We start from the raw sequence: 23,580 nt of genomic DNA, 5'->3' as shown, positions 1-23,580 counted from the left end.
TGCTCACAATGCTTCTCAGCCCCCGAGATAGGCGTCGATCACCCGGGCATCCGCGGCGAGTTCCGCCGCCGGACCCGACAGCGTGGTCTGACCGCTTTCGACGACGTACGCGCGGTCGGCGATCCTCAGCGCCGCGCGGGCGTTCTGCTCGACCAGCAGCACCGTGGTGCCCTGGGCGTTGACTGCCTGGATCGTCTCCATGACCTGCTTGACCACCAGGGGCGCGAGTCCCATCGACGGCTCGTCGAGCAGCAGCAGCTTCGGTCCGCCGATGATCGCCCGTCCGATCGCGACCATCTGCTGCTCGCCGCCCGAGAGCGTGCCACCCTGCTGACGGCGCCGCTCGGCCAGCCGTGGCATCAGCGCGTACACCTGCTCGACACGCTGGCCGATGAGCTTCGCGTCGCGCACGGTGTATCCGCCCAGCAGCAGGTTCTCGTGCACGGTCATGGTCGAGAAGATGCGTCGACCCTCCGGCACGTGGATGAGCCCCGCCGCGACGATGTCCCAGGGCTTGGCTGTGGCGAGATCCATCTCACCCCAGCGCACGGCGCCCGACTTCGGGCGCACGAGCCCCGAGAGCATGTTCATCGTCGTCGACTTGCCGGCGCCGTTGTTGCCCAGCAGGCAGACGATCTCACCCTCCTGCACCTCGAAGCTCAGACCTCGCAGGGCGTGCACGCGACCGTAGTAGACGTCGGCCGCATCGACTGTCAGCGTGCTCACGACCGGCCCCCCTTGCGGGTGCGACCCGGTCGGGCAGGATCGAGCGATGACAGGTTCACGGTGCCGGTCTGCAGCTTGGTGTCATCGAGTGCCTCGTCTTCGACGCCGAGGTACGCCTCGATGACCACCGGATCGTGCTTGATCTGCTCGGGCGTGCCCACCGCGATCTCCTTGCCGTAGTTGAGCACCACGATGCGCTCGGCGAGCTCCATGATCAGGCCCATGTCGTGCTCGATCAGCACGACGGCGACGCCGAGGTCGCGGATGCGGCGGATCAGCTGCATCAGGCCCTGCTTCTCGTTGAAGTTCAGCCCGGCCGCCGGTTCGTCCAGCAGCAGCAGCTTCGGCCCGGTGGCGAGGGCGCGAGCGATCTCGACGCGGCGCTGCTCGCCGTAGGGCAGCTGCGTGACGTAGAGGTTCTCGTCGCCGGTGAAGCCGACGAAGTCCAGCCATCCTCGGGCCTGCTCGGCGCACTCCGCCTCGGCACGCCGGTACCCGGGCGTGTGCAGCAGCGTCGCCCAGAACCCTTCGCGCAGGTTGGCGTGCATGGCCGTCTTGACGTTGTCGAGCACGCTGAGCTCGCGGAACAGCCGCAGGTTCTGGAACGTGCGCGCCATGCCCCACTTCGTCACCCGCGAGGGCAGGACGCGGTAGAAGCCGAAACTCTGCAGCAGGTCGACCAGGCGCAGGGTGCGGAAGATCCCGGGCGCCTCACGCACGATGTCCTTGCCGTCGAAGACCACGGATCCGGATGTCGGCAGGTAGAACGCCGAGATGCAGTTGAACGCACTGGTCTTGCCGGCACCGTTGGGCCCGATCACCGCGAGGATCTCCCCCGCCTCGACCGAGAAGCTCAGCCCGTCGACGGCCTTCACGCCACCGAACTGCAGGCGCAGGTCCTTGACCTCCAGCAGCGCACTCATCGGCTCTCCTCGCCTTCCACGGTCTCGAGGTCCTCATTGGCCGGCGAGGGTGGCACCGCCATGAACCCGGCCGTCGCCGGCGGCACCGGCCTGCGCTTCTTCAGCCAGGGCAGCACCGCGGTCGCGGGCCAGAGCCCTGAGGGACGGAACAGCATCACCACCACGAGCAGCACACCGAAGATGAGGAAGCGCCACTCGGCGAAGTCGCGCAGCAGCTCGGGGGCGAGCGAGACGAACAGCGCGCCGATGATCACACCCGGAGTCGAGCCCATGCCGCCGAGCACCACCGCCATGAGGATGAGCGCGGAGTACAGGAACATGAAGCTGTTCGGGCTGATCGCCGACAGGTGCGTCGCCATGAGCTGCCCGGCGAGACCGGCCCAGACCGCGCCGATGATGTACGCCATGATCTTCGCGATGTAGGTGTTGATGCCCATCGCCTCGGCGGCGTCCTCATCGTCGCGCACGGCCTTCCACGCCCTGCCCAGTCGCCCGCGGGCGAGGCGCCCGGCACCGATCACGCCCACGAGCACGACCACCGCGGCCACGAAGTAGTAGAACACCACGCGCTGCGGGAACTCCAGTCCGAACAGGGTGAAGCCGTCGGCGAAGCTCCAGTCGCCGAAGTGCCAGGTGGGGATGCCGTGGATGCCCGAGGGCCCGCCGGTGATGTCGAGGTTGTTCGCGGTGATCCGGATGATCTCACCGAACCCGAGCGTGACGATGGCGAGGTAGTCGCTGCGCAGCCGCAGCGTGGGCGCGCCGATGATGATGCCGGCGATGATGCACGCCAGCACCGTGGCGGGCAGGGCCGCCCACATCGGCCAGCCGAGCACCGTGGTGAAGATCCCCGAGGTGTAGGCGCCCACGGCGAAGAAGGCGATGTAGCCCAGGTCGAGCAGTCCGGCGTAGCCGACGACGACGTTGAGCCCCATGCACAGCATGATGTAGATCAGCGCGCTCGTCGCGATCGACATGGTGTAGCGGGACGCGTCGAGGAACGGCAGCACGATCAGCAGCACGACGCTGATCGCGCCCAGTGCGCGCAGGAATCCGGTGTTCGACGAGAGGATGCCGGCCGGCGTGGCCGGGCGGTCGAACAGCGGAGACGGCGCGCCCAGAGCGGCTCTGTCTCGGAATGCGGAGCGGGACATGTCACATCCTCTCGACGACACGGGCGCCGAGCAGCCCGGTCGGTTTGAAGGTGAGGAACAGGATGAGGAAGGCGAACGAGAACACGTCTCGCCATTCGCCGCCGAACCACGCCGAGCCGAACGACTCGAGCAACCCGAGCAGCAGACCGCCGAGCATGGCGCCGTAGAGATTGCCGATGCCGCCGATGACGGCCGCGGTGAACGCCTTCAGACCGATGATGAATCCCATCAGGAAGTCGATCGAGCCGTAGTAGGCACCGGCCATCACGCCGGCCGCGCCCGCGAGCGCCGAGCCGATGAAGAACACGGTCGCGATCACGCGGTTGACGTTGATGCCCATCAGCTGCGCGCCCTGCGGGTCGAGGGCGATCGCGCGCATGGCCCGGCCCTGGCGTGTGCGCTCGACGATGTGCGCGAGCACGAGCATGAGTGCAGCGGCGATCACCACGAGCACGATCTGCGCGGCGGTGATGCGCATGCCGGCGAACGCGAAGCCCGACGACTCCAGGCGCACCGGGAAGGCCTCGGGATTGGGGCCGAAGATCTGGCGCACGGCGTACTCGAGAGTGAACGAGACGCCGATGGCCGTGATCAGCACGGCCAGGCGCGGGCTCTTGCGCAGCGGCCGGTAGGCGATGCGCTCGATGCCGACGCCGATGAGACCGGTGGTCACCATCGACAGCAGCATGATGACCAGCAGCAGCGGGATCGACGACTCGTTCGAGATCCCGAAGGCCGACATGGTGGCGAAGCCGGCGAAGGCGCCGAGCATGTAGATGTCGCCGTGCGCGAAGTTCAGCAGCTTGATGATCCCGTAGACCATGCTGTAGCCGAGCGCGACGAGGGCGTAGAACGAGCCGACGATGAGGCCGTTCCAGATGAGTTGCATCACTGCGGATGTCCTTGCTCGTCAGGGGCGGGAAGAGGCGCGCCGGGTGGAAGCCCGGGGCGGATGCCGGACGACACCGACGGGCGGGGCGGCTCGCACCGCCCCGCCGCGCCGATCTCAGCCCTGCAGGTCGTCCTTGAGCACGAAGCTGCCGCTGGCGGGGTCGATGCTCACGATCACGAAGCCGCCGCCCGACAGGGTGTGGTCCTCGGTGAAGGTCAGCGGGCCGGCGAAGGTCTCGAAGTCCTTCAGTCCCTCGAGGGCCGCGACGACCTTGTCGAAGTCGGTGCTGTCGGCCTCGTCGATCGCCTCCGCGACCACCCGCACGGCGTCGTACGACTGCGTGGAGTACGGGCCGGGCTTGCCCCCGGCCAGCTTCTCGTAGTCGGCGATCCACTTGTCAGCACCCTGGATCATGTCGGGAGTCTGGGTGAAGGTGCCGACCACGTTCTCGGTGTAGCCCTTGCCGGCGATCTCGGCGAACTTCGCGTCGACCGAGCCGTCGCCCACGAGGAACGCGCCCTCATAGCCGGCGTCGGTGGCCTGGCGGACGATCAGGCCGCCCTCCTGGTAGTACCCGGTCCAGTAGACGAGGTCGGGCTTCGCCGAGGCGAGCTGAGTGGCCACGGCCGAGTAGTCGTTCTCGCCCGGGGTGACGGTCGCCTCGAACGAGACGGTGAGGCCGGCATCCTTCGCCTGCTGCACGAACGAACTGGCGAGGTCGGCGGAGTACGCCGTTGCATCGTCGATCGCCGCGACGGTCTTCGCGCCGATCTTCTCGGCGTACGTCACCGCGGCCTTGGCCTGCTGGGTGCCGGTGCCGTTGATGAGGAACACGCCGGGCAGCTGCTGCTTGACGAGCTCGTTCGAGTTGGCGGCGGGGATGACCATGGGGATGCCGGCCTCGTCGAAGATCGGCAGCGTCGGCAGGGTGGCTCCCGAGCAGTAGCCGCCGACCGAGGCGACCACGCCGTTGGTGACGAGCTTGTTCGCGGCCGCGACCGATGCGGTGGCGTCGCAGGCGTCGTCCTCGACGACGAGCTCCAGCTTGCGGTCGTCGATGCCGCCGTCGGCGTTGATCTCGTCGATCGCCAGCTGCGCGCCGTTCTTCATGTAGTCCCCGAAAGCGGATTCGCTGCCCGAGAACGGCGCCAGCATTCCGAGCTTGATGGGCCCGTCGGACTCGCCGCCGTCGTTGCCGTCGCCGGCCCCGAGGCCGCCGGAGCACCCGGCGGTGATGATGATCGCGCCTACAGCGGCGACGAGGGAGAGAGTGCGTCGCAGACGCGGAGTGCGGGTATGCATGATGGTCCTCCTGGATGCCTCATTGCATTTGCCATCGGATAGTACGTGACACATTACTGCTGAGGTGGCCAGAAAGGAATGTCCGAGATCAATCCGTGACCGAGCCGCTTCGAGCGGCCGATCAGCGCTCGTCGCGCCCGCTCCACACGCCTCCGACGTGCCCGATATGCCGGCGCATGAGCGCCTCCGCTCCCTCGCCGTCGCCGGCGACCAGCAGATCGACCAGCTGCGCATGTTCGAGGGCGGTGGGCACGAGCGCGTCGGTCTCCACCAGATGCGCCAGCCCCACCAGGCGGGTCTGCTGACGAAGTTCTCGCACCACGTCGAGGAGTGTGTGGTTGCCTGCCATCGCGAGGACTCGCAGATGGAATGCGGTGTCCGCGGCCAGGAACTCCGCGAACAGCCCCGCTCGTCCTGCCTCGACGATGCGGTCGGCAAGCGCGCGCAGCTCGGCGACCGCGTCATCGTCGAGGGTGCCGGCGATGCGGCGCATGGGCGGCGCCTCGAGCAGTACTCGCACCTCGCACAGCTCGTTGAGCTCGTCTTGCGAGACCTCCGTGACGGCGAATCCGCGATTGCGGATGGGACTGAGGAAGCCGCGGCGGGTGAGGTTGAGCATCGCCTCGCGCACCGGGGTGGCACTGACTCCGAAGTCACTCGCCAGACGCGGGACGCTCAGCACATGTCCCGGCGGGATCTCCCCGGCGACGATGCGCGCTGAGAGCTGGTTCTCGATCTGCTCGCGCAGGTTCTCGGTGGGAGCGAGCGGCGCGGCGAAATCGCGCAGAGCATCCTGCAGCATCATGGCGACACCCTACCCGCCGCCGCGGGGACAGCGACTGCGTATTTACCCGGCCGCGCCCGAGTCGCCGCATGCGGGCGCGGCCTAGGATGGCCCTGAGAACGGATGCCGGAACGGAGACCGCGATGGGATTCCTCACCTCCCCCGCACTGAGCGAGACGGGCTATGTCGTGCTCGACCGCCACGATCAGTCCGGCGACCCCGCTGAGTGGCGCGACCTCGAGTACGTCGGCTGGCGCTCGTCGGGCATCACCCGCTTCGCACCACTGGCGAGCCATGCCGGTGACATCGAGTGCAACGGATTCTGGAATCACACTCCCCCGCGCACCGACAAGGACGGCGTGTGGATCCCCTCTCAGGTCGAGAAGGCGCCGACGCTGCAGGCGCGCGCGCTCGAGCCCGGTGCGAACGTCGGCCGCTGCCGTGTCATCGAGCTGCAGCCCAACACCTACGCCGATGCGATCTACAACCTGCACCAGGACGACAACAACCGGCTCAACACCGAGGGCACCGGCTGGGTGGTGCGCGCCTGGCTGAATCTGACGGATGACCCCGACTCGCTGCTGATCCTGCGATCCGACCGCTTCGACCCGTCGACCGAGATCCGGCTGCCGCTGCCCGCGGGCTCTCGCATCGTCGTCGACACCCAGCGCTTCTGGCATGCCGTGTGGCATCGCGGCCCCGAACCGCGCTACGCGCTCATCTGCTCGTGGACCTCAGGGCCCGAGCTCGACGCGTACTTCGAAGCAGGCAACGCCGACCCGCATCCGGCATCCGTCGCCCTGCCCGCCGCCCTCGTCGCCGACGCGCAGGCCGAGATGCACCGGCGCATCGAAGAGCGCCGTCAGGCGTTCGAGGCGCACGGCATCGTGATGGAGCCGACCGAGTCGCTGTACAGCTGAGCTGTCCGTCAGGCGGGATCAGGCCGTGAGCCGCAACTGAACCGTGCACTCCTCGGGCCGCCGCGTGGCCTGCACGCACTCGGCGGCGATGGGTCCGCCGGCCTGGGTCAGCACGCCCTGCATGAGCCCCAGGTGCACCTGGCAGAGCATCGGGCGGTGCTCGGGAGAGCTCGCGGCGTGCGGGCACGGCGTGAGCTCGACGGTCATCCGGCTCTCGTCGACGATCGGCTCGAAGCCGCTCTCCTCGAGGTGCTCGACGAGGGCGTCGAGCTGATAGGTGGCCTCGCGCCCCAGCTCGGAGTCCGGTTCGGCGAGGATGCGCCGCATCACATCGCCGCGACGCGCCGCCTCGGCGACCTTCTCACGGGCGATCGGGCTCGACGCGTCCGGGGTTCCGGTCGCGGCGCTGTAGAGGGTGCGGGGGCGACCGCGGGTGGTGCGGTGCTCGGTCGTCTGGATGACGTAGCCGCCCTCGATCAGCCGCTGCAGGTGCTCGCGCACGGTGTTCGCGTGCAGACCGGTCGCCTCGCACAGCTCGCCGATCGTGCGCTCGGGTCGCTGCTGCACGAGGTGCAGGATGCGCACGCGCGAGTAGCTGGAGATCGGCCCGTACGCGACCGCAGTGGTGGTCATGCTTCCATGTTCGCAGAGCCGTGTTCGGCGCACGTGGGACCGGGCCGTGAATAATCCCCCCACGCGGTCCCGGCCTGCGTCGCGGATAGTGTGGAGGGCATGATCGCCGCCGCCGTCCTCACCGTCTCCGACCGCTCGTCGGCCGGAGCACGGCCCGACTCGGCCGGTCCCGTCGCCGTCAGCGCGCTGCGTGAGGCCGGCTTCGACTGCGACGACGCCACGATCGTGCCCGACGGGGCGGATGCCGTGGAGCATACTCTGCGCGAGCTGCTCGCTTCAGGCATCCGGTTCATCATCACCAGCGGCGGCACCGGCATCAGCCCGCGCGACGAGACCCCGGAGGGCACCGCCCGGGTGCTCGAAAGGCAGATCCCCGGCATCGCCGAGGAGCTGCGCCGCGCAGGGCTCGCCGCCACCCCCGCGTCGATGCTGACGCGCGGGCTCGCCGGTGTCGTCGGCAACGCCCTGATCGTCAATCTGCCCGGCTCACCCAAGGCGGTCGCCGAGGGCATGCCGATCGTGCTCTCAGTCGCGACGCACGTGCTGAGTCAGCTCCACGGAGAGGATCACTCATGACCGTCCGCCTCGCGCGCATCACCGAGCAGGCGCTGTCGCTCGACGAGCACATCGCCGCCGTCGACAGCCGCACCGCCGGCGCCGTCACGACGTTCGTCGGTCGCGTCCGCGACCACGACCCGGATGCCTCCGACGCCGTCGTCGCACTCGAGTACACCTCGCATCCGGATGCCGAGCCGACCCTGCACCGCATCGCCGAGGCCGCCGCCGAGGGCACGGATGCCGTGGTCGCGGTCAGCCATCGCGTCGGCCGGCTCGGCGTCGGCGAGGCGGCCGTCGCGATCGCTGTCGCATCGTCGCACCGCGATGAGGCGTTCACCGTGTGCCGTGAGGTCATCGAGGCGATCAAGCGCGAGCTTCCGGTCTGGAAGCGTCAGGTCGAGGCCGACGGCACGACCGCCTGGAAGGGGATCGGCGGCTGACGCCACCCACGCGCGACGAAGCCGGGCCGGCTCAGCCTCCGGCGAACGGCGGGAGCACGTCGACGGTGCTCGCTGCGGCGAGTGCGAAGTCGTCGTCGACCCGCGCACCGTCGACCAGCACCGCGCATCGGGGCAGGATGCCGGTGAGCGCGGGGTGCTCGGCGAGCAGCTCCTGCTTGAGCACGCCGACGGTCGCCGCATCCGATCTCAGCGCGTCGTGCCCGACCGCCTCCTGCGCCGCGGCGAAGAACCGCACGGTCGTCGTGGTCTCTGTCGTCGTCATCTCAGGACTCCTTCCAGCCGCCGGCCAGCTCGACCACCGCGGCGACGGCCTCGCGCACCTGCTCGGGGGTTCCACCCGCGCGGCCGGCGACGAGGCCGGCTACGAAGGCGCTGAAGGGCGCCGCGGGTCGTGCCACCCCGTTCGCGACATCGCGCGCCAGGTCGAGGATGAGGGCGACCGGCACGTCGTCGGCGGCGAGCCCGAACCGCTCGCGCAGGGCGAGCGCCCACTCGTCGAGCGCCTCGGGCGGCAGGGTGCGGGATGCGTCGCTCACGGTTCCTCCTCGAATGCGGCGCGCACGCGCGCCAGGTCCGCCGGGGTGTCGACGTCGGCGGTGATGCCGTCGTCGTCTGCCAGCCAGGCTATCTCGAGCCCGCCCAGCAGGGCGCGGCAGGAGGCGCCGGTGAGTGCGTCGCCGAGGTCGCGCATCGCGTCTCTCAGGGCCGAGGCGCGGTAGGCACCGGCGAGCCACTGCGGCCGATCCCCGGCACGGAAGACGACCGCGTCGCCGGCGTCGCCGGCTACGGCGGAGGCCAGTCGTGTGGCCACTGCGTCGGCATGCGGGAGGTCGCCGGCGAGCACGAGCATCCACTCCGGTGCCCGGTCATCGGCCGCGTCGTCGAGCGCTTCAATGGCCGCGGCGATCGCAGCGGCCGGCCCGGAGAAGGGCGGATCCTCCTGAACCCACCGCACGGGCGCGGCCGGGTCGAGCTCGGGCCCCACGGCGATGATCGGCGCGCATCCGGCATCCCTCGCCGCCGTCACGACCCGCGAGAGCAGCGTCTGCCCGCCCACCTCGATCAGCGGCTTGACCCCGCCACCCAGACGGGTCGCGCGCCCGCCGACGAGCAGGATCGCACCGAGCCGGGGCGTGGTCATTCGCCGGGCCGACGCCACGAGCCGCTGCGCCCCCCCTCCTTCGCGGTGATGCGCAGGTGCTCTATCGAGGCCGACTTGTCGACGCCCTTGATCATGTCGATGACCGAGAGCGCGGCGACCGAGACCGCGGTCAGCGCCTCCATCTCGACCCCGGTGCGGTCGGCGGTGCGCACGGTGGCCTCGATGCGAACGCCCTCATCCTCGATCTCGAGGTCGACGACGGCGCCGTGCACGCCGATGACGTGAGCGAGGGGCAGCAGCTCGGGCGTGCGCTTGGCGGCCTGGATGCCCGCGATGCGCGACACCGCGAGCACATCACCCTTGGGCACCGACCCGTCGCGCAGCAGCTCGACGGTCGAGGCGGCGCAGCGCACGAAGCCCTTGGCCGTCGCGGCGCGCACGGTCGGGATCTTGTCGGTGACGTCGACCATTCGGGCGTGGCCGGCGGAATCGAGGTGGGTGAAGGTCATCACAGCTCCATGACGTCGATGAGATCGCCGGCGGAGACCTGCTCCACCTCGGCGGGGACGATCGCGTAGGCCTCGGCGGCGCCGAGCCCCACACTGAGGTGCGAGCCCGATCCGCCGGCGGTGGCCGGACGCACGGTCGGGCGGGCGGGGTCGCTGCGGTCGATCACCGCGGGCAGGTATTGACGCCGACCCAGCGGTGTGCGCCACTCGACCGCCGCCGGCAGACGCAGACCGCGCCGGTGGATGCCGTCTCTTCCCTGCATGCGCAGCAGGGCCGGACGCACGAAGACCTCGAACGACACCGCGGCGCTCACGGGGTTGCCGGGCAGGCCGAACAGCAGCATCCCGCCCATTGCGCCGAAGCCCTGCGGCTTGCCGGGCTGCATGGCGATCTTCGTGAACTCCATGGCATCTCCGAGGCTCTGCTTGACGACCTCGTACGCCCCGGCGCTGACACCGCCCGAGAAGACGATGACGTCGGCGTCCAGCCGGCGCGCCTCGGCGACCGCCTCGGCCGGGCCGTCGCCCTCGTCGTCGACGACGCGACGCAGCACCACGTCCGTCCCGGCTTCCGCGGCGAGCCCCGCGAGCAGGATGCCGTTCGACTCGGGGATCTGACCGCGCTGCAGGGGCGTGCCCGGTGCGACGAGCTCGGAGCCGGTCGAGACGATCGCGATCCGCGGTCGCGGTGCGACCTCGACGCGGCAGATGCCCGCGGATGCCAGTGCCGACAGCTGCCGCGGGCCGAGCAGCGCACCGGCGGACAGCACCACCGCCCCGGCCGTCGTGTCGACGCCGGCGCGGCGGATGTGCGCGCCGGGCGCCTTGGGGGCATGCCGGACGATCGCCGTGTCGAGCGAGTCGCCCAGCCCGCCGGCGGTGTCTTCGAACGGCACGATGGTGTCGGCGTCGGCGGGCACCGGCGACCCGGTCATGATGCGGGCGGCCTCGCCCGCGGCGAGGCCGGGATCGGCCGCGCTGCCGGCCGGGATGTCGCCGACCACGCGCAGCGTCACCGGATGCTCGAGGCTCGCGCCCTCGACATCCGCCCACCGCACGGCGAAGCCGTCCATCGCGGAGTTGTCGAACGCGGGCACCGCGCTCACCGCACGGGCATCGGATGCCAGAGTCAGCCCCCTCGCCTCATCGAGCGCCACGGTGATGGGCGGCCGCTGCCGCACCTCGGCGAGCACGATCTCGAGCTGCTGTTCCACAGTCCTCATGCGTCCTCCTCACTCCCACCGGGGGCGGTCATCGGGCGGGCTCCTGTGCGTTCCAGGCGTCCATTCCGCCGGAGAGCACGACGGCGTCGGCTCCGGCGGCGCGCAGCGCCTCGGCGGCGCGGCGCGCGCGGGCGCCGACCTGGCAGATCACCACCATGCGATCCGCGCCGAGCGCTGCCGGGTCGGCGAGCACCTGCGCGAGCGGGAGGTGCTGCGCGCCGGAGATCATGCCCGACGCGACCTCGGCATCCTCCCGCACGTCGAGCAGCCGCGCTCCTGCGGCGACCTCCGCGGCGACCTCCGCCACCGAGACGTGCGGCACCACGGGCTGATCGACCGGCCGCGGGGGCGCCGTCGCGCGGGCCGAGCGCAGCGGAACCTCGGCGGTCTTCGCCCGCAGCGCGTCGATGACGAGCACGCGGCCTAGCAGCGGATCGCCGATGCCGGTGATGAGTTTGATGGCCTCCATCGCGAGGATCGACCCGGCCTGCAGGCACAGCGCCCCGAACACGCCGACGGCGGCACAGGTGGGCAGCTCGCCCACGCTGCCCTCCGGGTACAGATCGCTGAGCACCACGGCATCCGACCCCTCCGGCGGAGCCGACCAGAACACGGTGATCTGCGCGGCGAACTCCTGGATCACTCCCCACACGAGCGGAATGCCCAGTCGCTCGGCCGCCGCGGCGACCTCGAGACGGGTCTCGAAGGTGTCCGTACCGTCGATCACCAGGTCGGCGCCGGCGAGCAGGTCTGCGGCGTTCGCGGATGCCAGCCGCACGCGGTGCGCATGCACGACCGTCTCGGGCGACAGGTCGGCCGCGACGCGCACGGCGCTGTCGACCTTCGGCCGCCCGACATCGCTGTGGCGGTGCATGATCTGGCGCTGCAGATTCGACAGCTCGACGTCGTCGTCGTCGATGATCGTGATCTCGCCGACGCCGGCCGCGGCGAGCGCGAGCACGACGGGAGCTCCGAGTCCGCCGGCACCGACGACCGCGACGTGCGCGGCACGCAGGCGGCGCTGGCCGGGCTCGCCGAGGCCGGCGAGCACCTGATGGCGGGCCGTGCGGGCGCTCTCGGCGTCGCTGAGGGCTGCGACGGGCTCGACGAGCGGAGGAAGGGGCATGATCCGAGCGTACGGTCCCGGAGAGCACCGAGCCAGCACCGCGCGCCGTGGAAAGTGGCAACCACATCCGCAGATGCGGAACTTCTCGGACTGTTCATCTGGATCTGCGGAAGCGCGCGCTCTAAGCTCGGGCCATGACCTCGTATCGCATCGCTGAGGCCGCCCGCCTGCTCGGTGTCAGCGATGACACCGTGCGCCGCTGGATCGACCAGGGCACCCTCCCGGTGACCGGCGACTCGCCGGCCCGCATCCCCGGCACGGCTCTGGCCGAGCACGCGCAGCGCCTCGCCGACGCTCCCGGCGACGACGCCGATCTGCTCTCCAGCGCCCGCAATCGCTTCACCGGGCTGGTGACCCGAGTGCAGATCGACGGGGTGATGGCCCAGGTCGACATCCAGGCAGGACCTCACCGGGTCGTCTCGCTGCTCTCCGCCGAGGCAGCGCGCCAGCTCGACCTGCATCCGGGCTCCCTCGCCTCGGCCGTGATCAAGGCGACGAACGTGATCGTCGAGACGCCGAAGGAGTCGGCGCGGTGAGGCGCAGGCACACGGCGATCGCGGCGCTGTTCGGGATGCTCATGCTCTCCGGCTGCGCGGGAGCACCATCCAGCGACAGCCTCGATCCGAACGGGGAGAGCGCTGGTCCCGGCACCGCCCGACCGGGTCTGTCCGGCGAGGTCACCGTCTTCGCCGCGGCATCGCTGCGCACCGCGTTCGACGACATCGCCGAGCTGTTCGAGCAGCAGCATCCGCAGGTCGATGTGAAGCCGATCGTCTACGACGGCTCGAGCACGCTCGTCACCCAGCTGCAGGAGGGCGCGCGAGCCGATGTGCTCGCCACCGCCGACGAGCGCAGCATGCAGCTGCTCGTCGACGCGGGTCTGGCATCGGATGCGCAGTTGTTCGCCACCAACACGCTCGTCGTCGCCGTCCCCGCCGGAAACCCCGGTGGTGTCGACTCGCTCGACGACCTGGCCAATGCGGTCACCGTGCTGTGCGCTCCGGAGGTGCCGTGCGGCGTCGCGTCGACGACGCTGCTCGATGCGGCGGGAGTGCAGGTCACCGCCGCCAGCCTCGAACAGAACGTCACCGCGGTGCTCGAGAAGGTCGCCGCCGGCGAGGCGGATGCGGGTCTGGTCTACGCCACCGACGTCATCGGCGACGCGGCCGTCGACAGCTTCGTTCCCGAGGGCGCGGCCGACGCCGTCAATCGCTATCCGATCGTGGCGCTGGATGACGCCGACGCGGCCGGAATCGCCTTCGCGGAGTTCGTGCGCCGAGCCGAGGGGCAGCGCGTGCTGCACGACCTGGGGTTCGGGGCGCCGTGAGGCGCCACGACCTCGGCACCGGCACGCCGTTCACGCTCGTCGCTCCCGCCGTGCTCGGGGTGGCGCTGCTGATCCTGCCGCTGATCGCCCTGGTCGGCCGCGCCTCCTGGGCGACGCTGTGGCAGGACGTGACCTCGCCGGTCGCGCTCGACGCGCTGCGACTCTCGGTGCTGAGCGGCGTGGCCGCCACCGCGCTGTGCCTCGCACTGGGCCTGCCTCTGGCTCTGCTGATGGCGCGGTCCGGGCCGCGGGTGTCGGCGCTGCTGCGGGCGGTGGTCGCGGTTCCGCTGGTGCTGCCGCCGATGGTCGGCGGGGTCGCGCTGCTGTTCCTGTTCGGGCGCACCAGCCCGGTGGGCCGGTTGCTGTCGGATGCCTTCGACCTGACGCTGCCGTTCACGCCGGCGGCGGTGGTGCTCGCGCAGGCGTTCGTCGCCCTGCCGTTCCTCGTGCTGGCGGTGGAGGGCGCGATCCGCAGCGTCGGCGGCCGCTACGAGCGCACCGCGGCGACTCTCGGGGCCCGCCCCTGGCGCGTGCTGTGGCGGGTGACGCTGCCGTTGGCGACGCCGGGAATCGTCGTCGGGGTGATCCTGTGCTTCGCCCGGGCGATCGGCGAGTTCGGGGCGACGGCGCTGTTCGCCGGCAACGCTCCCGGTGTGACGCAGACGATGCCGCTGGCGATCTACACGGCGTTCAACGGTGCGGGCACCGGGCGTGAGACGGCGGTCGCGCTGTCGATCCTGCTGCTCGCGACCGCCGTGGTGGTGCTGCTGCTGGTGCGCGCCTGGCGGCCGGGGGCGTTGAAGTGACCGGCGCGCTCGACGCGCACGTGGTCGTCGACCACGCCGGCCTGGATGTGCGACTGTCGCTCGCGCCGGGCAGCGTGCTGGCGGTGATGGGTCCGAGTGGAGCGGGCAAGACGACCCTGCTGGATGCTCTGGCCGGACTCACCCGTCTGGATGCCGGACACGTGTCGATCGACGGCGGGGTGCTGGCGGATGCTCGGCGCCACACCGCCCCCTCACGGCGTGCGATCGGCCTGCTCGGACAGGATCCGCTGCTGTTCCCGCACATGACGGCGGTGGGGAACATCGCCTTCGCCGCCCGGTCGGCCGGCTCGTCGCGCGCCGCGGCGGTCGCGATGGCCGAGGAGTGGATGCCGCGCATCGGCCTGCCGGGACTCGGCGATCGTCGCCCCGATCAGCTCTCCGGCGGTCAGCGTCAGCGCGTCGCGCTGGCCCGTGCCCTGGCGGCGCGCCCGCGGCTGCTGCTGCTCGACGAGCCGTTCAGCTCTCTTGACGTGCTGGCCGCCGCGCAGCAGCGTCAGATCGTCCGCGATCACCTGCACGGCACCACGACGATCGTCGTCTCGCACACGGTCGCCGACGCCCATGCCCTCGCCGACCGCCTGCTCATCCTCGAGCACGGCCACGCGACCCACGAAGGTCCCCTGAACGAGGTGCTTGCCTCCCCGAGCACGCCGTTCGCCCACGCCGTCGCCGCCTCACAGCAGTGAGCATCACTTCTCCTCTCTCCCCCGCCCCCATCCCGGCCGCCGCACCGCACTCGAAGAGGGCGCAGGGACGTTCCCGGAGTGAGCATTGGGGAGGAGCGAAGCGGAGGGGCCCCACTCTGCGAACGAAGGGAACGTCCCGGAGCCCGGCCCAACCAGCGACGTCAGGGACGCCGCAGCCGCGCCGGATCCGGGGTCGACACCGGGTCCCATCCCCGCTTCGGGGCCCGCGATCCGCGCTGCTCGTCACGCGAGCGGTACACGATGTACGGCCGGAACAGGTAGCCGACCGGCGCCGAGAACACGTGCACGAGCCGTGTGAACGGCCACAGTGCGAACAGCAGGCAGGCGGTGATCACGTGCAGCTGGAACAGCAGCGGCACCTCGAGCATCAGCTCGGGCCGGGGCCGGAAGATCATCAGCTCGCGCATCCACGGCGAGATCGTCTCGCGGTAGTGGAAGCCCGATCCGAACACCTGATACACGAAGGTGGCCAGGGTGCCGAACAGCAGCGTCGCGCCGAGGAAGACGAACATGACCTTGTCCATCACGGTGGTCGCGAGGAACACGGCCGGAACGGTGCGGCGGCGGAAGACGAGGATGGCGAGCCCGGCGAGGGTGAGCACGGCGGCGAACGAGCCGAGCACGGTGGCGCCGATGTGGTAGATCTCCTCGCTGATCCCGATGGCGTACAGCCATTCGCGCGGGATGAGCAGCCCGACGACGTGACCGGCGATGACCATCAGGATCCCCAGGTGGAACATCGGCGACCCCCAGCGCAGCATCCGGTTCTCGTAGCTCTGCGACGAGCGCGTCGTCCACCCGAACTTGTCGTACCGGTAGCGCCAGATGTGCCCGAAGATGAAGACGGCTGCGCACACGTAGGGCAGCGCGACCCAAAGCAGGAACGGCATCGTGTTCATGATCACTCCCCTGTACGGCGGAAGGCGGGCATGGGCAGGCTCATCCCGACGGTCTCGGTGGGCGGGCCCTCGTTGACCAGCGCGAGCACACGCTCACGGGTGCGCTGGTCGACCTTCGGCAGCGACAGGGTGACCGCGCGCACGACGTCGGCCCACGGGCTGTCCATGCCCTCGAGCGCCGCCCGCAGCACCTCGATGCCCTCGCGGTGCGCGGCGAGCACGGCATCGGCCACATCCGACTGCGACCGCGCCGAGAACTCCAGCACGGCGGGCAGGTAGTCGGGCAGCTCGGCGGCGTCGAACTCCCAGCCCGCCGCGCGGTAGGCGTCGAGGAAGGTGACCAGCGCCGTGCCGCGGCGGCGGGTGTCGCCGGTCGCGTAGTAGCTGAGGTACAGCGAGCACTTGCGCTTGAGGTCGAAGGTGGTCACGTACCGCTGCTGCCAGTCGGATGCCCCCGCTTCGCGCGCGCGAAGCAGGAACCGCTGCAGCGGCTCGGCGACCGCCGCAGGCAGGGTGGCGGTGTGCGCCTCGAACACGTCGACCCGCTCGAACCACTGCCCATCGGGGTAGTCGAGCAGCAGGGACGCGAGCATGTGCACCGTCTGCCGCTGCGCGGCGGTGAGGGGCGCCGGGGCCAGGGCATCCGGAAGCCGACGGCGCGGGGTGATCCGCGGAGGCAGGACGGTGCTCACGACGCACCCGCCGATTCGTCGTCGTGGTGCTGCGGCTCCGCCCGATCAGACGGCGGGAACAGGCCGTGCGGGCGGCCGTTCCCATCCCAGTTGAGCAGGTTGATGCGCCCACCCGTCGAGGGCCGGTCGGCGGTCTGCCGGTCGGCGAGCGCATGGAAGTTCTCCACCGCCACCGGCACCGACGTGCCGCTCGCCGCGCCGAACGGGCCACCGGCGCCGCCCATTCCGGGCCCGCCGTCGTAGTCGAGCGAGCAGGCCAGCTCCTCGAGCTCGTGCGCGCGCTCGGAGTGCGCGGCGGGGATGACGTAGCGCTCCTCGTACTTGGCGATGGCGAGCAGCCGGTACATCTCCTCGATCTGCGCGCCGGTCATGCCCACCGCGTTCGCGATCCGCTCGTCGCGCTCGTCGTCGATGCTCACGCCGCGCATGTATGAGCGCATCGCGGCGAGCTTGCGAAGCGTTGCATCCACCGGTGCGATGTCACCCGCGGTGAACAGCTCGGCGAGATACCCGATCGGGATGCGCAGCTTGTCGATCGCCGCGAACAGCGTCCTGGCATCCTCCCCGTCGTTGCCCGAGCCGGTGACCACGTCGACGACCGGCGAGAGCGGCGGGATGTACCAGACCATCGGCATGGTGCGGTACTCGGGGTGCAGCGGCAGCGCGACCTCGTAGTCGTGGATGAGTCTCCAGACAGGGCTGCGCTGGGCGGCCTCGATCCAGTCCTCGGGGATGCCATCGCGCCGGGCCGCCTCGATGATGTCGGGGTCGTGCGGGTCGAGGAACACCGACCGCTGCGCGGCCAGCAGCTCGTGCTCGTCCTCGACCGATGCGGCCTCGGCGACGCGGTCGGCGTCGTAGAGCACCAGGCCGAGGTAGCGCAGCCGGCCGACGCAGGTCTCGGAGCACACGGTCGGCAGGCCGACCTCGATGCGCGGATAGCACATGGTGCACTTCTCGGCCTTGCCGGTCTTGTGGTTGAAGTAGACCTTCTTGTACGGGCATCCGGAAACGCACATCCGCCAGCCGCGGCAGGCGTCCTGGTCGACGAGCACGATGCCGTCCTCGGCGCGCTTGTACATCGCGCCCGACGGGCACGAGGCCACGCAAGACGGGTTCAGGCAGTGCTCGCAGATGCGCGGCAGGTAGAACATGAAGGCCTTCTCGAACTCGGCCTGCACCTCTTCGCTCATCTTCTGCAGGATCGGGTCGTCCTGCATGGTCTCGATCGAGCCGCCGAGGTCGTCGTCCCAGTTGGCCGACCACTCGACCTTCATGTCCTTGCCGGTGATCAGGCTCTTCGGGCGGGCGACCGGGGTGTGCGCGCCGCTGGGCGCGTTGACGAGCATGTCGTAGTCGTAGGTCCACGGCTCGTAGTAGTCGTCGATCTCGGGCAGCTTCGGGTTCGAGAAGATGCGCGCCAGCTTCGCCAGGCGGCCCCCGGCGCGCAGTCGCAGCCGACCGCGCTTGTCGCGCACCCAGCCGCCCTGCCACTTCTCCTGGTCTTCGTAGCCGCGCGGATAGCCGACGCCCGGTCGCGTCTCGACGTTGTTGAACCAGACGTATTCCACGCCCGTGCGGTTCGTCCACGCCTGCTTGCACGTGACCGAGCACGTGTGACATCCGATGCACTTGTCGAGGTTCATCACCATCGACATCTGCGCCATCACCTTCATCGGTACTGCACCTCCTGGTTGCGACGGCGGATCGTGGTGACCTCGTCGCGCTGGTTGCCGGTGGGGCCGAGGTAGTTGAACGCCCACGCCAGCTGCGCGTAGCCGCCGATCAGGTGGCTCGGCTTGAGCAGGATGCGGGTGAGGGAGTTGTGGATGCCGCCGCGCTGCCCGCTCATCTCGCTGAGCGGCACATCGACCGTGCGATCCTTCGCGTGGTACATGTACACCGTGCCCTCGGGCATCCGGTGCGAGACGTTCGCCCGCGCGACGACGACGCCGTTGCGGTTGTACGACTCGATCCAGTCGTTGTCGCGCACCCCGATCTTCGCCGCATCCTTCGGGCTCATCCAGATCGTGGGGCCGCCGCGCGAGAGCGAGAGCATGAACAGGTTGTCCTGGTACTCCGAGTGGATCGACCACTTCGAGTGCGGTGTCAGGTAACGCACGTGCACCTCGGTGTGCGTGCTCTTTCCGGGGATGACGTCGCCGAACAGCCGGTGCATGTCGAGGGGCGGCCGGTAGATCGGCAGCGCCTCGCCCAGCTCGTCCATCCAGTCGTGGTCGAGGTAGAAGTGCTGGCGCCCGGTGAGGGTGTGCCAGGGCTTGAGGTGCTCGACGTTGATCGCGAACGCCGTGTACCGGCGCCCGCCGTGCTCGGATCCCGACCACTCGGGCGAGGTGATCACGCTGCGCGGCTGCACCGAGACGTCGTGGAAACTGAGGTGCGTGCCCTCGTGCTCGTCGGCGAGGAAGGTCATCTTCTGCCCGGTGTGCTTCTCGAGCTTCTCGAAGCCCTGCACCGCGAGGCGCCCGTTGCTCGTGCCCGACATCGCGAGGATCATCTCGCAGGCGCGCTTGTCGGTGTCGAGGCGCACGCTGCCGGCGTACGGGCCGGTGGTGACGGTGCCGTTCAGGTGCGCGAGTCGCTCGATCTCGGGTTCGGCACGGTAGGTGATGCCCTTGGTGGTGAGCCCGAGCTTGCCGGTCAGCGGCCCGAGCGCCTTCCACCGCTCGGCGAGGTTCGGGTAGTCGCGCTCGACGACCGTCAGCTTCGGCATCGTCACCCCTGGCACGCGCGGCAGGTCCTGCACGCGGCCGTGCGGGGTGGCCATCACGTCGGGGGTGTCGTGCTGCAGCGGGGTCGCGACGACGTCGCGGCGCACGCCGAGGTGGGTGCGCGCCATGGCGCTGAACTTCTCGGCGAGGATGCGGAACGTGTCGAAGTCGGTCTTCGTCTGCCAGGGCGGCGCGATGGCCGGGTTGAAGGCGTGGATGAACGGGTGCATGTCGGTCGACGACAGGTCGTGCTTCTCGTACCAGGTCGCCGCGGGCAGCACGATGTCGCTGAACAGCGTGGTGCTGGTCATGCGGAAGTCGGCGGTCATGAGCAGGTCGAGCTTGCCCTCGGGAGCCTTGTCGTGCCACGTCATCGACACCGGGCGGGAACCCTCCGGCGCCTCGTGCGCGCGCACCGATGCGTCGGTGCCGAGCAGGTGCTTCAGGAAGTACTCGTTGCCCTTGCCCGATGAGCCCAGAACGTTCGCGCGCCAGATGTTCATGATCCGCGGGAAGTTCTCGGGGGCGTCGGGATCCTCCACGGCGAAGCGCATCGAGCCGTCGTCGAGACTGTCCACGACGTGCTGGGCGGGGTCCTTGCCGAGCGCCTCGGCCTCATCGACGAGGTCGAGCGGGTTGCGGTCGAAGGTCGGGTAGCTGGGCATCCAGCCGCGCTGCACCGACTCGACCAGGCAGTCGGCGGTGGTGCGGCCCTCGAATCTGCCGAGCCCCAGCGGGGATGCCAGCTGGTCGGCCGGCAGCCCGTCGTAGCGCCACTGGTCGGTGGCGAGGTAGAAGAACGCGGTGCCGATCGTGTGCCGCGGCGGGCGGCCCCAGTCGGCGGCGGCCGCATACTGCTGGTACCCGGTGATCGGACGCACCTTCTCCTGCCCGACGTAGTGCGCCCATCCCCCGCCGTTCACGCCCTGGCATCCGGTCATCGTCGTCAGAGCGAGGAAGGTGCGGTAGATGGTGTCGGAGTGGAACCAGTGGTTGGTGCCGGCGCCCATGAGGATCATCGAGCGCCCGCCCGAGCGGTCGGCGTTGTCGGCGAACTCGCGGGCGATGCGGATGGCCTGCGGCGCCGGCACCGAGGTGTGCTCCTCCTGCCAGGCCGGAGTGCCCGGGCTGGACGCATCGTCGTAGCCGCTCGGCCACTGGCCCGGCAGGCCGTCGCGGCCGACGCCGTACTGGGCGAGCATCAGGTCGAACACCGTGGTGACCGTCCTGCCCGCGACGGTTCGCACCGGCACGCCGCGGGTGATCGCGCCCGATCCGCCGGCGTGCTCCTGCCCCGGCTCAGGGTCGAGGTCGAAGCGCGGCAGGCGCACCTCGGCCGCCTGGCCCGTCCAGTCGGCCAGGTCGGCGACCGACAGCGGCGGCACGACATCGCCGAGGTCGAGGTTCCAGCGCCCCTCGTCCTCCGGAGTGAAGCGGTGCCCCAGCGAGCCGTTCGGCACGACGGGAGTGCCGTCGGCGTCCATCAGCACCGGCTTGAAGTCGGCGCGCGGCTGCGCGGCGTCGGCACCGTCGAGGTCGGAAGCGGTGACGAACTTGCCCGGCACCAGGCCGCCGTCGCGCTGCTCGAGCTCGACGAGGAACGGCGCGTCGGTGTACCGGCGTATGTAGTCCTCGAAGCGCGCGGTGCGCTTCTCGACGAAGTGCTCGCGCAGGATGACGTGCCCCATCGACAGCGCCAGCGCGGCATCCGTGCCGGGGTGCGGGGCGACCCATTCGTCGGCGAACTTCGTGTTGTCGGTGTAGTCGGGCGAGACGGTGATGACCTTCTGCCCGCGGTAGCGGGCCTCGGCCATGAAGTGCGCGTCGGGGGTGCGGGTGACCGGGACGTTCGAGCCCCACATGATCAGGTAGCCCGCGTTGAACCAGTCGGCGGATTCGGGCACGTCGGTCTGGTCGCCGAACACCTGCGGGCTGGCCACGGGCAGGTCGGCGTACCAGTCGTAGAACGACAGCATGGTGCCGCCGATAAGGTTCATGAACCGGGAGCCCGCGCCGTGCGAGACCATCGACATCGCCGGGATGGGCGAGAAGCCGGCGACACGGTCGGGGCCGTATACCTTCACGGTGTGCACGTGGGCTGCGGCGGCGATCTCCATCACCTCGTCCCACGTGGTGCGCACCAGACCGCCCTTGCCGCGCACCCGCTTGTACGACCGGGCCTTCTCCGGGTCTTCGACGATCGACGCCCAGGCGTCGACCGGATCCGGATGCTGGGCCTTGGCCTCGCGGTAGAGCCGGGCGAGCGTGTCGCGGATGTACGGGTAGCGCACCCGCGTGGGCGAGTAGGTGTACCAGCTGAACGCGGCGCCGCGCGGGCAGCCGCGGGGCTCATACTCGGGTGAGTCGGGCCCGACGCTGGGATAGTCGGTCTGCTGGGCCTCCCAGGTGATGATGCCGTCCTTGACGTACACCTTCCACGAGCACGACCCGGTGCAGTTCACGCCGTGCGTCGAGCGCACCACCTTGTCGTGCGACCAGCGGTCGCGGTAGAACGAATCGCCCGATCGGCCGCCTTGGAGGAACACCGCCCGCAGGTCGTCAGAGGTCTCGCCGGGCCGCACGAAGCGGCCCATGTTCAGCAGTGCGTCGGCGAGCGGACCGTCGGTCGCTGCGTCGCGGTGAGTACTTGTTCCGGGGGTCATCTCTGTTCCTTCCGGAGGACGGCTGGTACTCCAGCATCCTGCCTGGGGGCACGGCCGCGTTCAAGGGTTCGCCGTTTTTATTCATGCCGTCGCGGATGCCGTCCTCCGCATCCAGATCGATAGAACCGGTCGAAAAGGGTGGCCGTCGAGCGGCGGTGTCAGTACTGTCACCGGTATCGAAGGGAGCTCCGATGACTGCGACGACCACCACCGCCGAGACGTCGACCGAGCTGCGCGGCGGTCTCGCGCAGGTGCTGCTCGCCACGCTCGCGTCGACCATCGCGTTCTGGGCATGGATGTCGATCTCGCCGCTGCAGAAGACATACGCCACCGAGATGGGGCTGGACGAGGGGCAGATATCGCTGATGCTGGCGACCCCGGTGCTCGTCGGCGCGCTGGGCCGGATCGTCGTCGGCGCGATGACCGACCGCTTCGGCGGGCGGAAGATGTTCACCGTGGTGCTGCTGCTCTCGGCGCCGGCGGTGCTGCTCGTGGCTCTCGCCGGCAGCATCCGCAGCTTCCCGCTGCTGATGCTCGCCGGTTTCTACCTCGGCGTCGCCGGCACGATCTTCGCGGCGGGGGTGCCCTTCTCCGGTGCCTGGTTCCCGCCGGAGCGGCGCGGCTTCGCCACCGGCGTGTTCGGCATGGGGATGATCGGCACCGCCGTGTCGGCGATGTTCACGCCCCGGCTCGCGCAGGACATCGGCTACCTTCCCACGCACATGCTGATCGCCGCCGCGCTGGTCGTGATGGCGGTGCTGGTGTGGTTCTTCATGCGCGAGTCGCCGCAGTGGCAGCCCAACAACGAGAAGCTCGTGCCCAAGGTGATCGGGGCCCTCAAGCTGCCGGTGACCTGGGAGATGGCGTTCCTCTACGGCATCGTCTTCGGCGGCTTCGTGGCGTTCTCGACCTTCCTGCCGAAGTACCTCACGACGATCTACCCCGACCAGGTCGACGCGCTCGGCGCCGGCATGCGTACCGCCCTGTTCGCCGCGGCGGCCGTGCTGGCGCGGCCGATCGGCGGTGTTCTGGCCGACCGGTTCGGGCCGAAGGTGATCTCGCTGATCTCGCTGGGCGGCATCGTCACCCTCGCGTACATCGTCGGGCAGCAGCCCGCCGAAGGGATCGTCACCGGAGTCACCTTCATCCTGATGGCGTCGGCGATGGGACTCGGCATGGGCGCCGTGTTCGCGTGGATCGGGCCGTCGACGCCGAAGGAGAAAGTGGGCGCGGTCAGCGGCGTGGTCGCCGCGGCCGGCGGCCTCGGCGGATACTTCCCGCCTCTCGTGATGGGCGCGACCTACGACGCATCGACGAATTCGTACCACCTGGGCCTGTGGCTGCTGGTGCTGGTCGGCGCGTTCGCTCTGGTGGTGGCCGGCATGCTGCGGGATGTGGGGCGCAAGGGCGCCTGATCCCG

At 70.2% G+C, this 23,580-nt stretch carries 25 protein-coding genes; 8 read left to right on the top strand and 17 right to left on the bottom strand.

Annotated elements, in window-relative coordinates:
• Positions 1-15: 15 nt before the first annotated feature.
• The 6 genes from V2S04_RS02990 to V2S04_RS02965 form a co-directional block, all read right to left on the bottom strand.
• The gene (locus V2S04_RS02990) at positions 16-726 is read right to left on the bottom strand and encodes an ABC transporter ATP-binding protein (RefSeq protein WP_340086114.1); all 711 of its coding nucleotides are present in this window, start codon (positions 724-726) and stop codon (positions 16-18) included.
• Positions 723-1,649 (bottom strand): ABC transporter ATP-binding protein, encoded by a 927-nt coding sequence (locus V2S04_RS02985; RefSeq protein ID WP_099195808.1) that lies wholly within the window; start codon positions 1,647-1,649, stop codon positions 723-725. Before V2S04_RS02985 ends, V2S04_RS02990 begins: the two co-directional genes overlap by 4 nt.
• Positions 1,646-2,803, bottom strand: a complete 1,158-nt coding sequence (locus V2S04_RS02980) for a branched-chain amino acid ABC transporter permease (protein ID WP_413637022.1) — start codon at positions 2,801-2,803, stop codon at positions 1,646-1,648. Before V2S04_RS02980 ends, V2S04_RS02985 begins: the two co-directional genes overlap by 4 nt.
• Before the next feature lies 1 nt (position 2,804).
• Entirely contained in the window at positions 2,805-3,692 is an 888-nt protein-coding gene (locus V2S04_RS02975; protein WP_181417792.1) for an ABC transporter permease subunit, read from the bottom strand.
• A gap of 117 nt (positions 3,693-3,809) precedes the next feature.
• Complete coding sequence (locus V2S04_RS02970) at positions 3,810-4,997, bottom strand: branched-chain amino acid ABC transporter substrate-binding protein (protein ID WP_413637021.1); 1,188 nt, start codon at positions 4,995-4,997, stop codon at positions 3,810-3,812.
• Between the two features lie 121 nt (positions 4,998-5,118).
• Positions 5,119-5,802 (bottom strand): GntR family transcriptional regulator, encoded by a 684-nt coding sequence (locus V2S04_RS02965; protein ID WP_413637020.1) that lies wholly within the window; start codon positions 5,800-5,802, stop codon positions 5,119-5,121.
• A gap of 122 nt (positions 5,803-5,924) precedes the next feature.
• Here V2S04_RS02965 and V2S04_RS02960 point away from each other — a divergent pair, with 122 nt between their 5' ends.
• On the top strand, positions 5,925-6,701 hold the full coding sequence (locus V2S04_RS02960; protein WP_413637019.1) for a hypothetical protein: 777 nt from the start codon (positions 5,925-5,927) through the stop codon (positions 6,699-6,701).
• An 18-nt stretch (positions 6,702-6,719) separates the two neighbouring features.
• On the opposite strand, the gene V2S04_RS02955 is transcribed toward V2S04_RS02960, so the two are convergent.
• Positions 6,720-7,334: a helix-turn-helix transcriptional regulator gene (locus tag V2S04_RS02955; RefSeq protein ID WP_413637018.1), complete on the bottom strand. Its 615-nt coding sequence runs from the start codon at positions 7,332-7,334 to the stop codon at positions 6,720-6,722.
• Positions 7,335-7,433: 99 nt separating this feature from the next.
• Between V2S04_RS02955 and V2S04_RS02950 the strand changes: the two genes are divergently transcribed.
• Both V2S04_RS02950 and V2S04_RS02945 read left to right on the top strand, forming a co-directional pair.
• Positions 7,434-7,910, top strand: coding sequence for a MogA/MoaB family molybdenum cofactor biosynthesis protein (locus V2S04_RS02950; RefSeq protein WP_413637017.1), 477 nt, complete (start codon positions 7,434-7,436; stop codon positions 7,908-7,910).
• Complete coding sequence (locus V2S04_RS02945) at positions 7,907-8,332, top strand: molybdenum cofactor biosynthesis protein MoaE (protein WP_099196910.1); 426 nt, start codon at positions 7,907-7,909, stop codon at positions 8,330-8,332. The genes V2S04_RS02950 and V2S04_RS02945 overlap by 4 nt, the downstream gene beginning before the upstream one ends.
• Before the next feature lie 31 nt (positions 8,333-8,363).
• Here V2S04_RS02945 and V2S04_RS02940 read toward each other — a convergent pair whose 3' ends face one another.
• Genes V2S04_RS02940 through V2S04_RS02915 form a run of 6 tightly spaced genes read right to left on the bottom strand, consistent with a single transcriptional unit; the run spans position 8,364 to position 12,313 of the window.
• Positions 8,364-8,615: a MoaD/ThiS family protein gene (locus V2S04_RS02940; RefSeq protein WP_413637016.1), complete on the bottom strand. Its 252-nt coding sequence runs from the start codon at positions 8,613-8,615 to the stop codon at positions 8,364-8,366.
• A 1-nt stretch (position 8,616) separates the two neighbouring features.
• The gene (locus tag V2S04_RS02935) at positions 8,617-8,889 is read right to left on the bottom strand and encodes a DUF6457 domain-containing protein (protein ID WP_413637015.1); all 273 of its coding nucleotides are present in this window, start codon (positions 8,887-8,889) and stop codon (positions 8,617-8,619) included.
• Complete coding sequence (locus V2S04_RS02930; RefSeq protein WP_413637014.1) at positions 8,886-9,494, bottom strand: molybdenum cofactor guanylyltransferase; 609 nt, start codon at positions 9,492-9,494, stop codon at positions 8,886-8,888. The genes V2S04_RS02935 and V2S04_RS02930 overlap by 4 nt, the downstream gene beginning before the upstream one ends.
• Complete coding sequence (moaC, locus tag V2S04_RS02925) at positions 9,491-9,964, bottom strand: cyclic pyranopterin monophosphate synthase MoaC (RefSeq protein ID WP_413637013.1); 474 nt, start codon at positions 9,962-9,964, stop codon at positions 9,491-9,493. The genes V2S04_RS02930 and moaC overlap by 4 nt, the downstream gene beginning before the upstream one ends.
• Positions 9,964-11,187, bottom strand: a complete 1,224-nt coding sequence (gene glp, locus V2S04_RS02920; RefSeq protein ID WP_413637012.1) for a gephyrin-like molybdotransferase Glp — start codon at positions 11,185-11,187, stop codon at positions 9,964-9,966. Before glp ends, moaC begins: the two co-directional genes overlap by 1 nt.
• A 28-nt stretch (positions 11,188-11,215) precedes the next feature.
• Positions 11,216-12,313, bottom strand: coding sequence for a ThiF family adenylyltransferase (locus V2S04_RS02915; RefSeq protein ID WP_413637011.1), 1,098 nt, complete (start codon positions 12,311-12,313; stop codon positions 11,216-11,218).
• Between the two features lie 134 nt (positions 12,314-12,447).
• Here V2S04_RS02915 and V2S04_RS02910 point away from each other — a divergent pair, with 134 nt between their 5' ends.
• From V2S04_RS02910 to V2S04_RS02895, 4 genes are read left to right on the top strand one after another with little or no spacing between them, the layout of a single operon-like run.
• Positions 12,448-12,849: a TOBE domain-containing protein gene (locus tag V2S04_RS02910; protein ID WP_413637010.1), complete on the top strand. Its 402-nt coding sequence runs from the start codon at positions 12,448-12,450 to the stop codon at positions 12,847-12,849.
• The gene (modA, locus tag V2S04_RS02905; RefSeq protein WP_413637009.1) at positions 12,846-13,640 is read left to right on the top strand and encodes a molybdate ABC transporter substrate-binding protein; all 795 of its coding nucleotides are present in this window, start codon (positions 12,846-12,848) and stop codon (positions 13,638-13,640) included. Before V2S04_RS02910 ends, modA begins: the two co-directional genes overlap by 4 nt.
• Positions 13,637-14,446: an ABC transporter permease gene (locus V2S04_RS02900; RefSeq protein WP_413637008.1), complete on the top strand. Its 810-nt coding sequence runs from the start codon at positions 13,637-13,639 to the stop codon at positions 14,444-14,446. The genes modA and V2S04_RS02900 overlap by 4 nt, the downstream gene beginning before the upstream one ends.
• The gene (locus V2S04_RS02895; protein WP_413637007.1) at positions 14,443-15,153 is read left to right on the top strand and encodes an ATP-binding cassette domain-containing protein; all 711 of its coding nucleotides are present in this window, start codon (positions 14,443-14,445) and stop codon (positions 15,151-15,153) included. Before V2S04_RS02900 ends, V2S04_RS02895 begins: the two co-directional genes overlap by 4 nt.
• Positions 15,154-15,314: 161 nt before the next feature.
• Here V2S04_RS02895 and narI read toward each other — a convergent pair whose 3' ends face one another.
• The 4 genes from narI to V2S04_RS02875 are packed head-to-tail and all read right to left on the bottom strand — an operon-like array spanning position 15,315 to position 22,160.
• Complete coding sequence (gene narI, locus V2S04_RS02890) at positions 15,315-16,073, bottom strand: respiratory nitrate reductase subunit gamma (protein WP_413637006.1); 759 nt, start codon at positions 16,071-16,073, stop codon at positions 15,315-15,317.
• A 2-nt stretch (positions 16,074-16,075) separates the two neighbouring features.
• Positions 16,076-16,765, bottom strand: coding sequence for a nitrate reductase molybdenum cofactor assembly chaperone (narJ, locus tag V2S04_RS02885; protein WP_413637005.1), 690 nt, complete (start codon positions 16,763-16,765; stop codon positions 16,076-16,078).
• Positions 16,762-18,441 (bottom strand): nitrate reductase subunit beta, encoded by a 1,680-nt coding sequence (gene narH, locus V2S04_RS02880; RefSeq protein ID WP_413637004.1) that lies wholly within the window; start codon positions 18,439-18,441, stop codon positions 16,762-16,764. Before narH ends, narJ begins: the two co-directional genes overlap by 4 nt.
• Positions 18,438-22,160 carry a nitrate reductase subunit alpha gene (locus V2S04_RS02875; RefSeq protein WP_413637003.1) on the bottom strand — a complete coding sequence of 1,241 codons (3,723 nt, stop codon included), beginning with the start codon at positions 22,158-22,160 and terminating at the stop codon, positions 18,438-18,440. The genes narH and V2S04_RS02875 overlap by 4 nt, the downstream gene beginning before the upstream one ends.
• A gap of 191 nt (positions 22,161-22,351) precedes the next feature.
• Here V2S04_RS02875 and V2S04_RS02870 point away from each other — a divergent pair, with 191 nt between their 5' ends.
• Positions 22,352-23,575: an MFS transporter gene (locus V2S04_RS02870; RefSeq protein ID WP_413637002.1), complete on the top strand. Its 1,224-nt coding sequence runs from the start codon at positions 22,352-22,354 to the stop codon at positions 23,573-23,575.
• Positions 23,576-23,580 lie beyond the last annotated feature (5 nt).

It is taken from the genome of Microbacterium sp. OR21, from assembly GCF_047306785.1.
Taxonomy (GTDB): domain Bacteria; phylum Actinomycetota; class Actinomycetes; order Actinomycetales; family Microbacteriaceae; genus Microbacterium; species Microbacterium esteraromaticum_E.
Note: the sequence above shows the minus strand (reverse complement) of the source record. Positions and strands in the feature narration are given on the sequence as shown.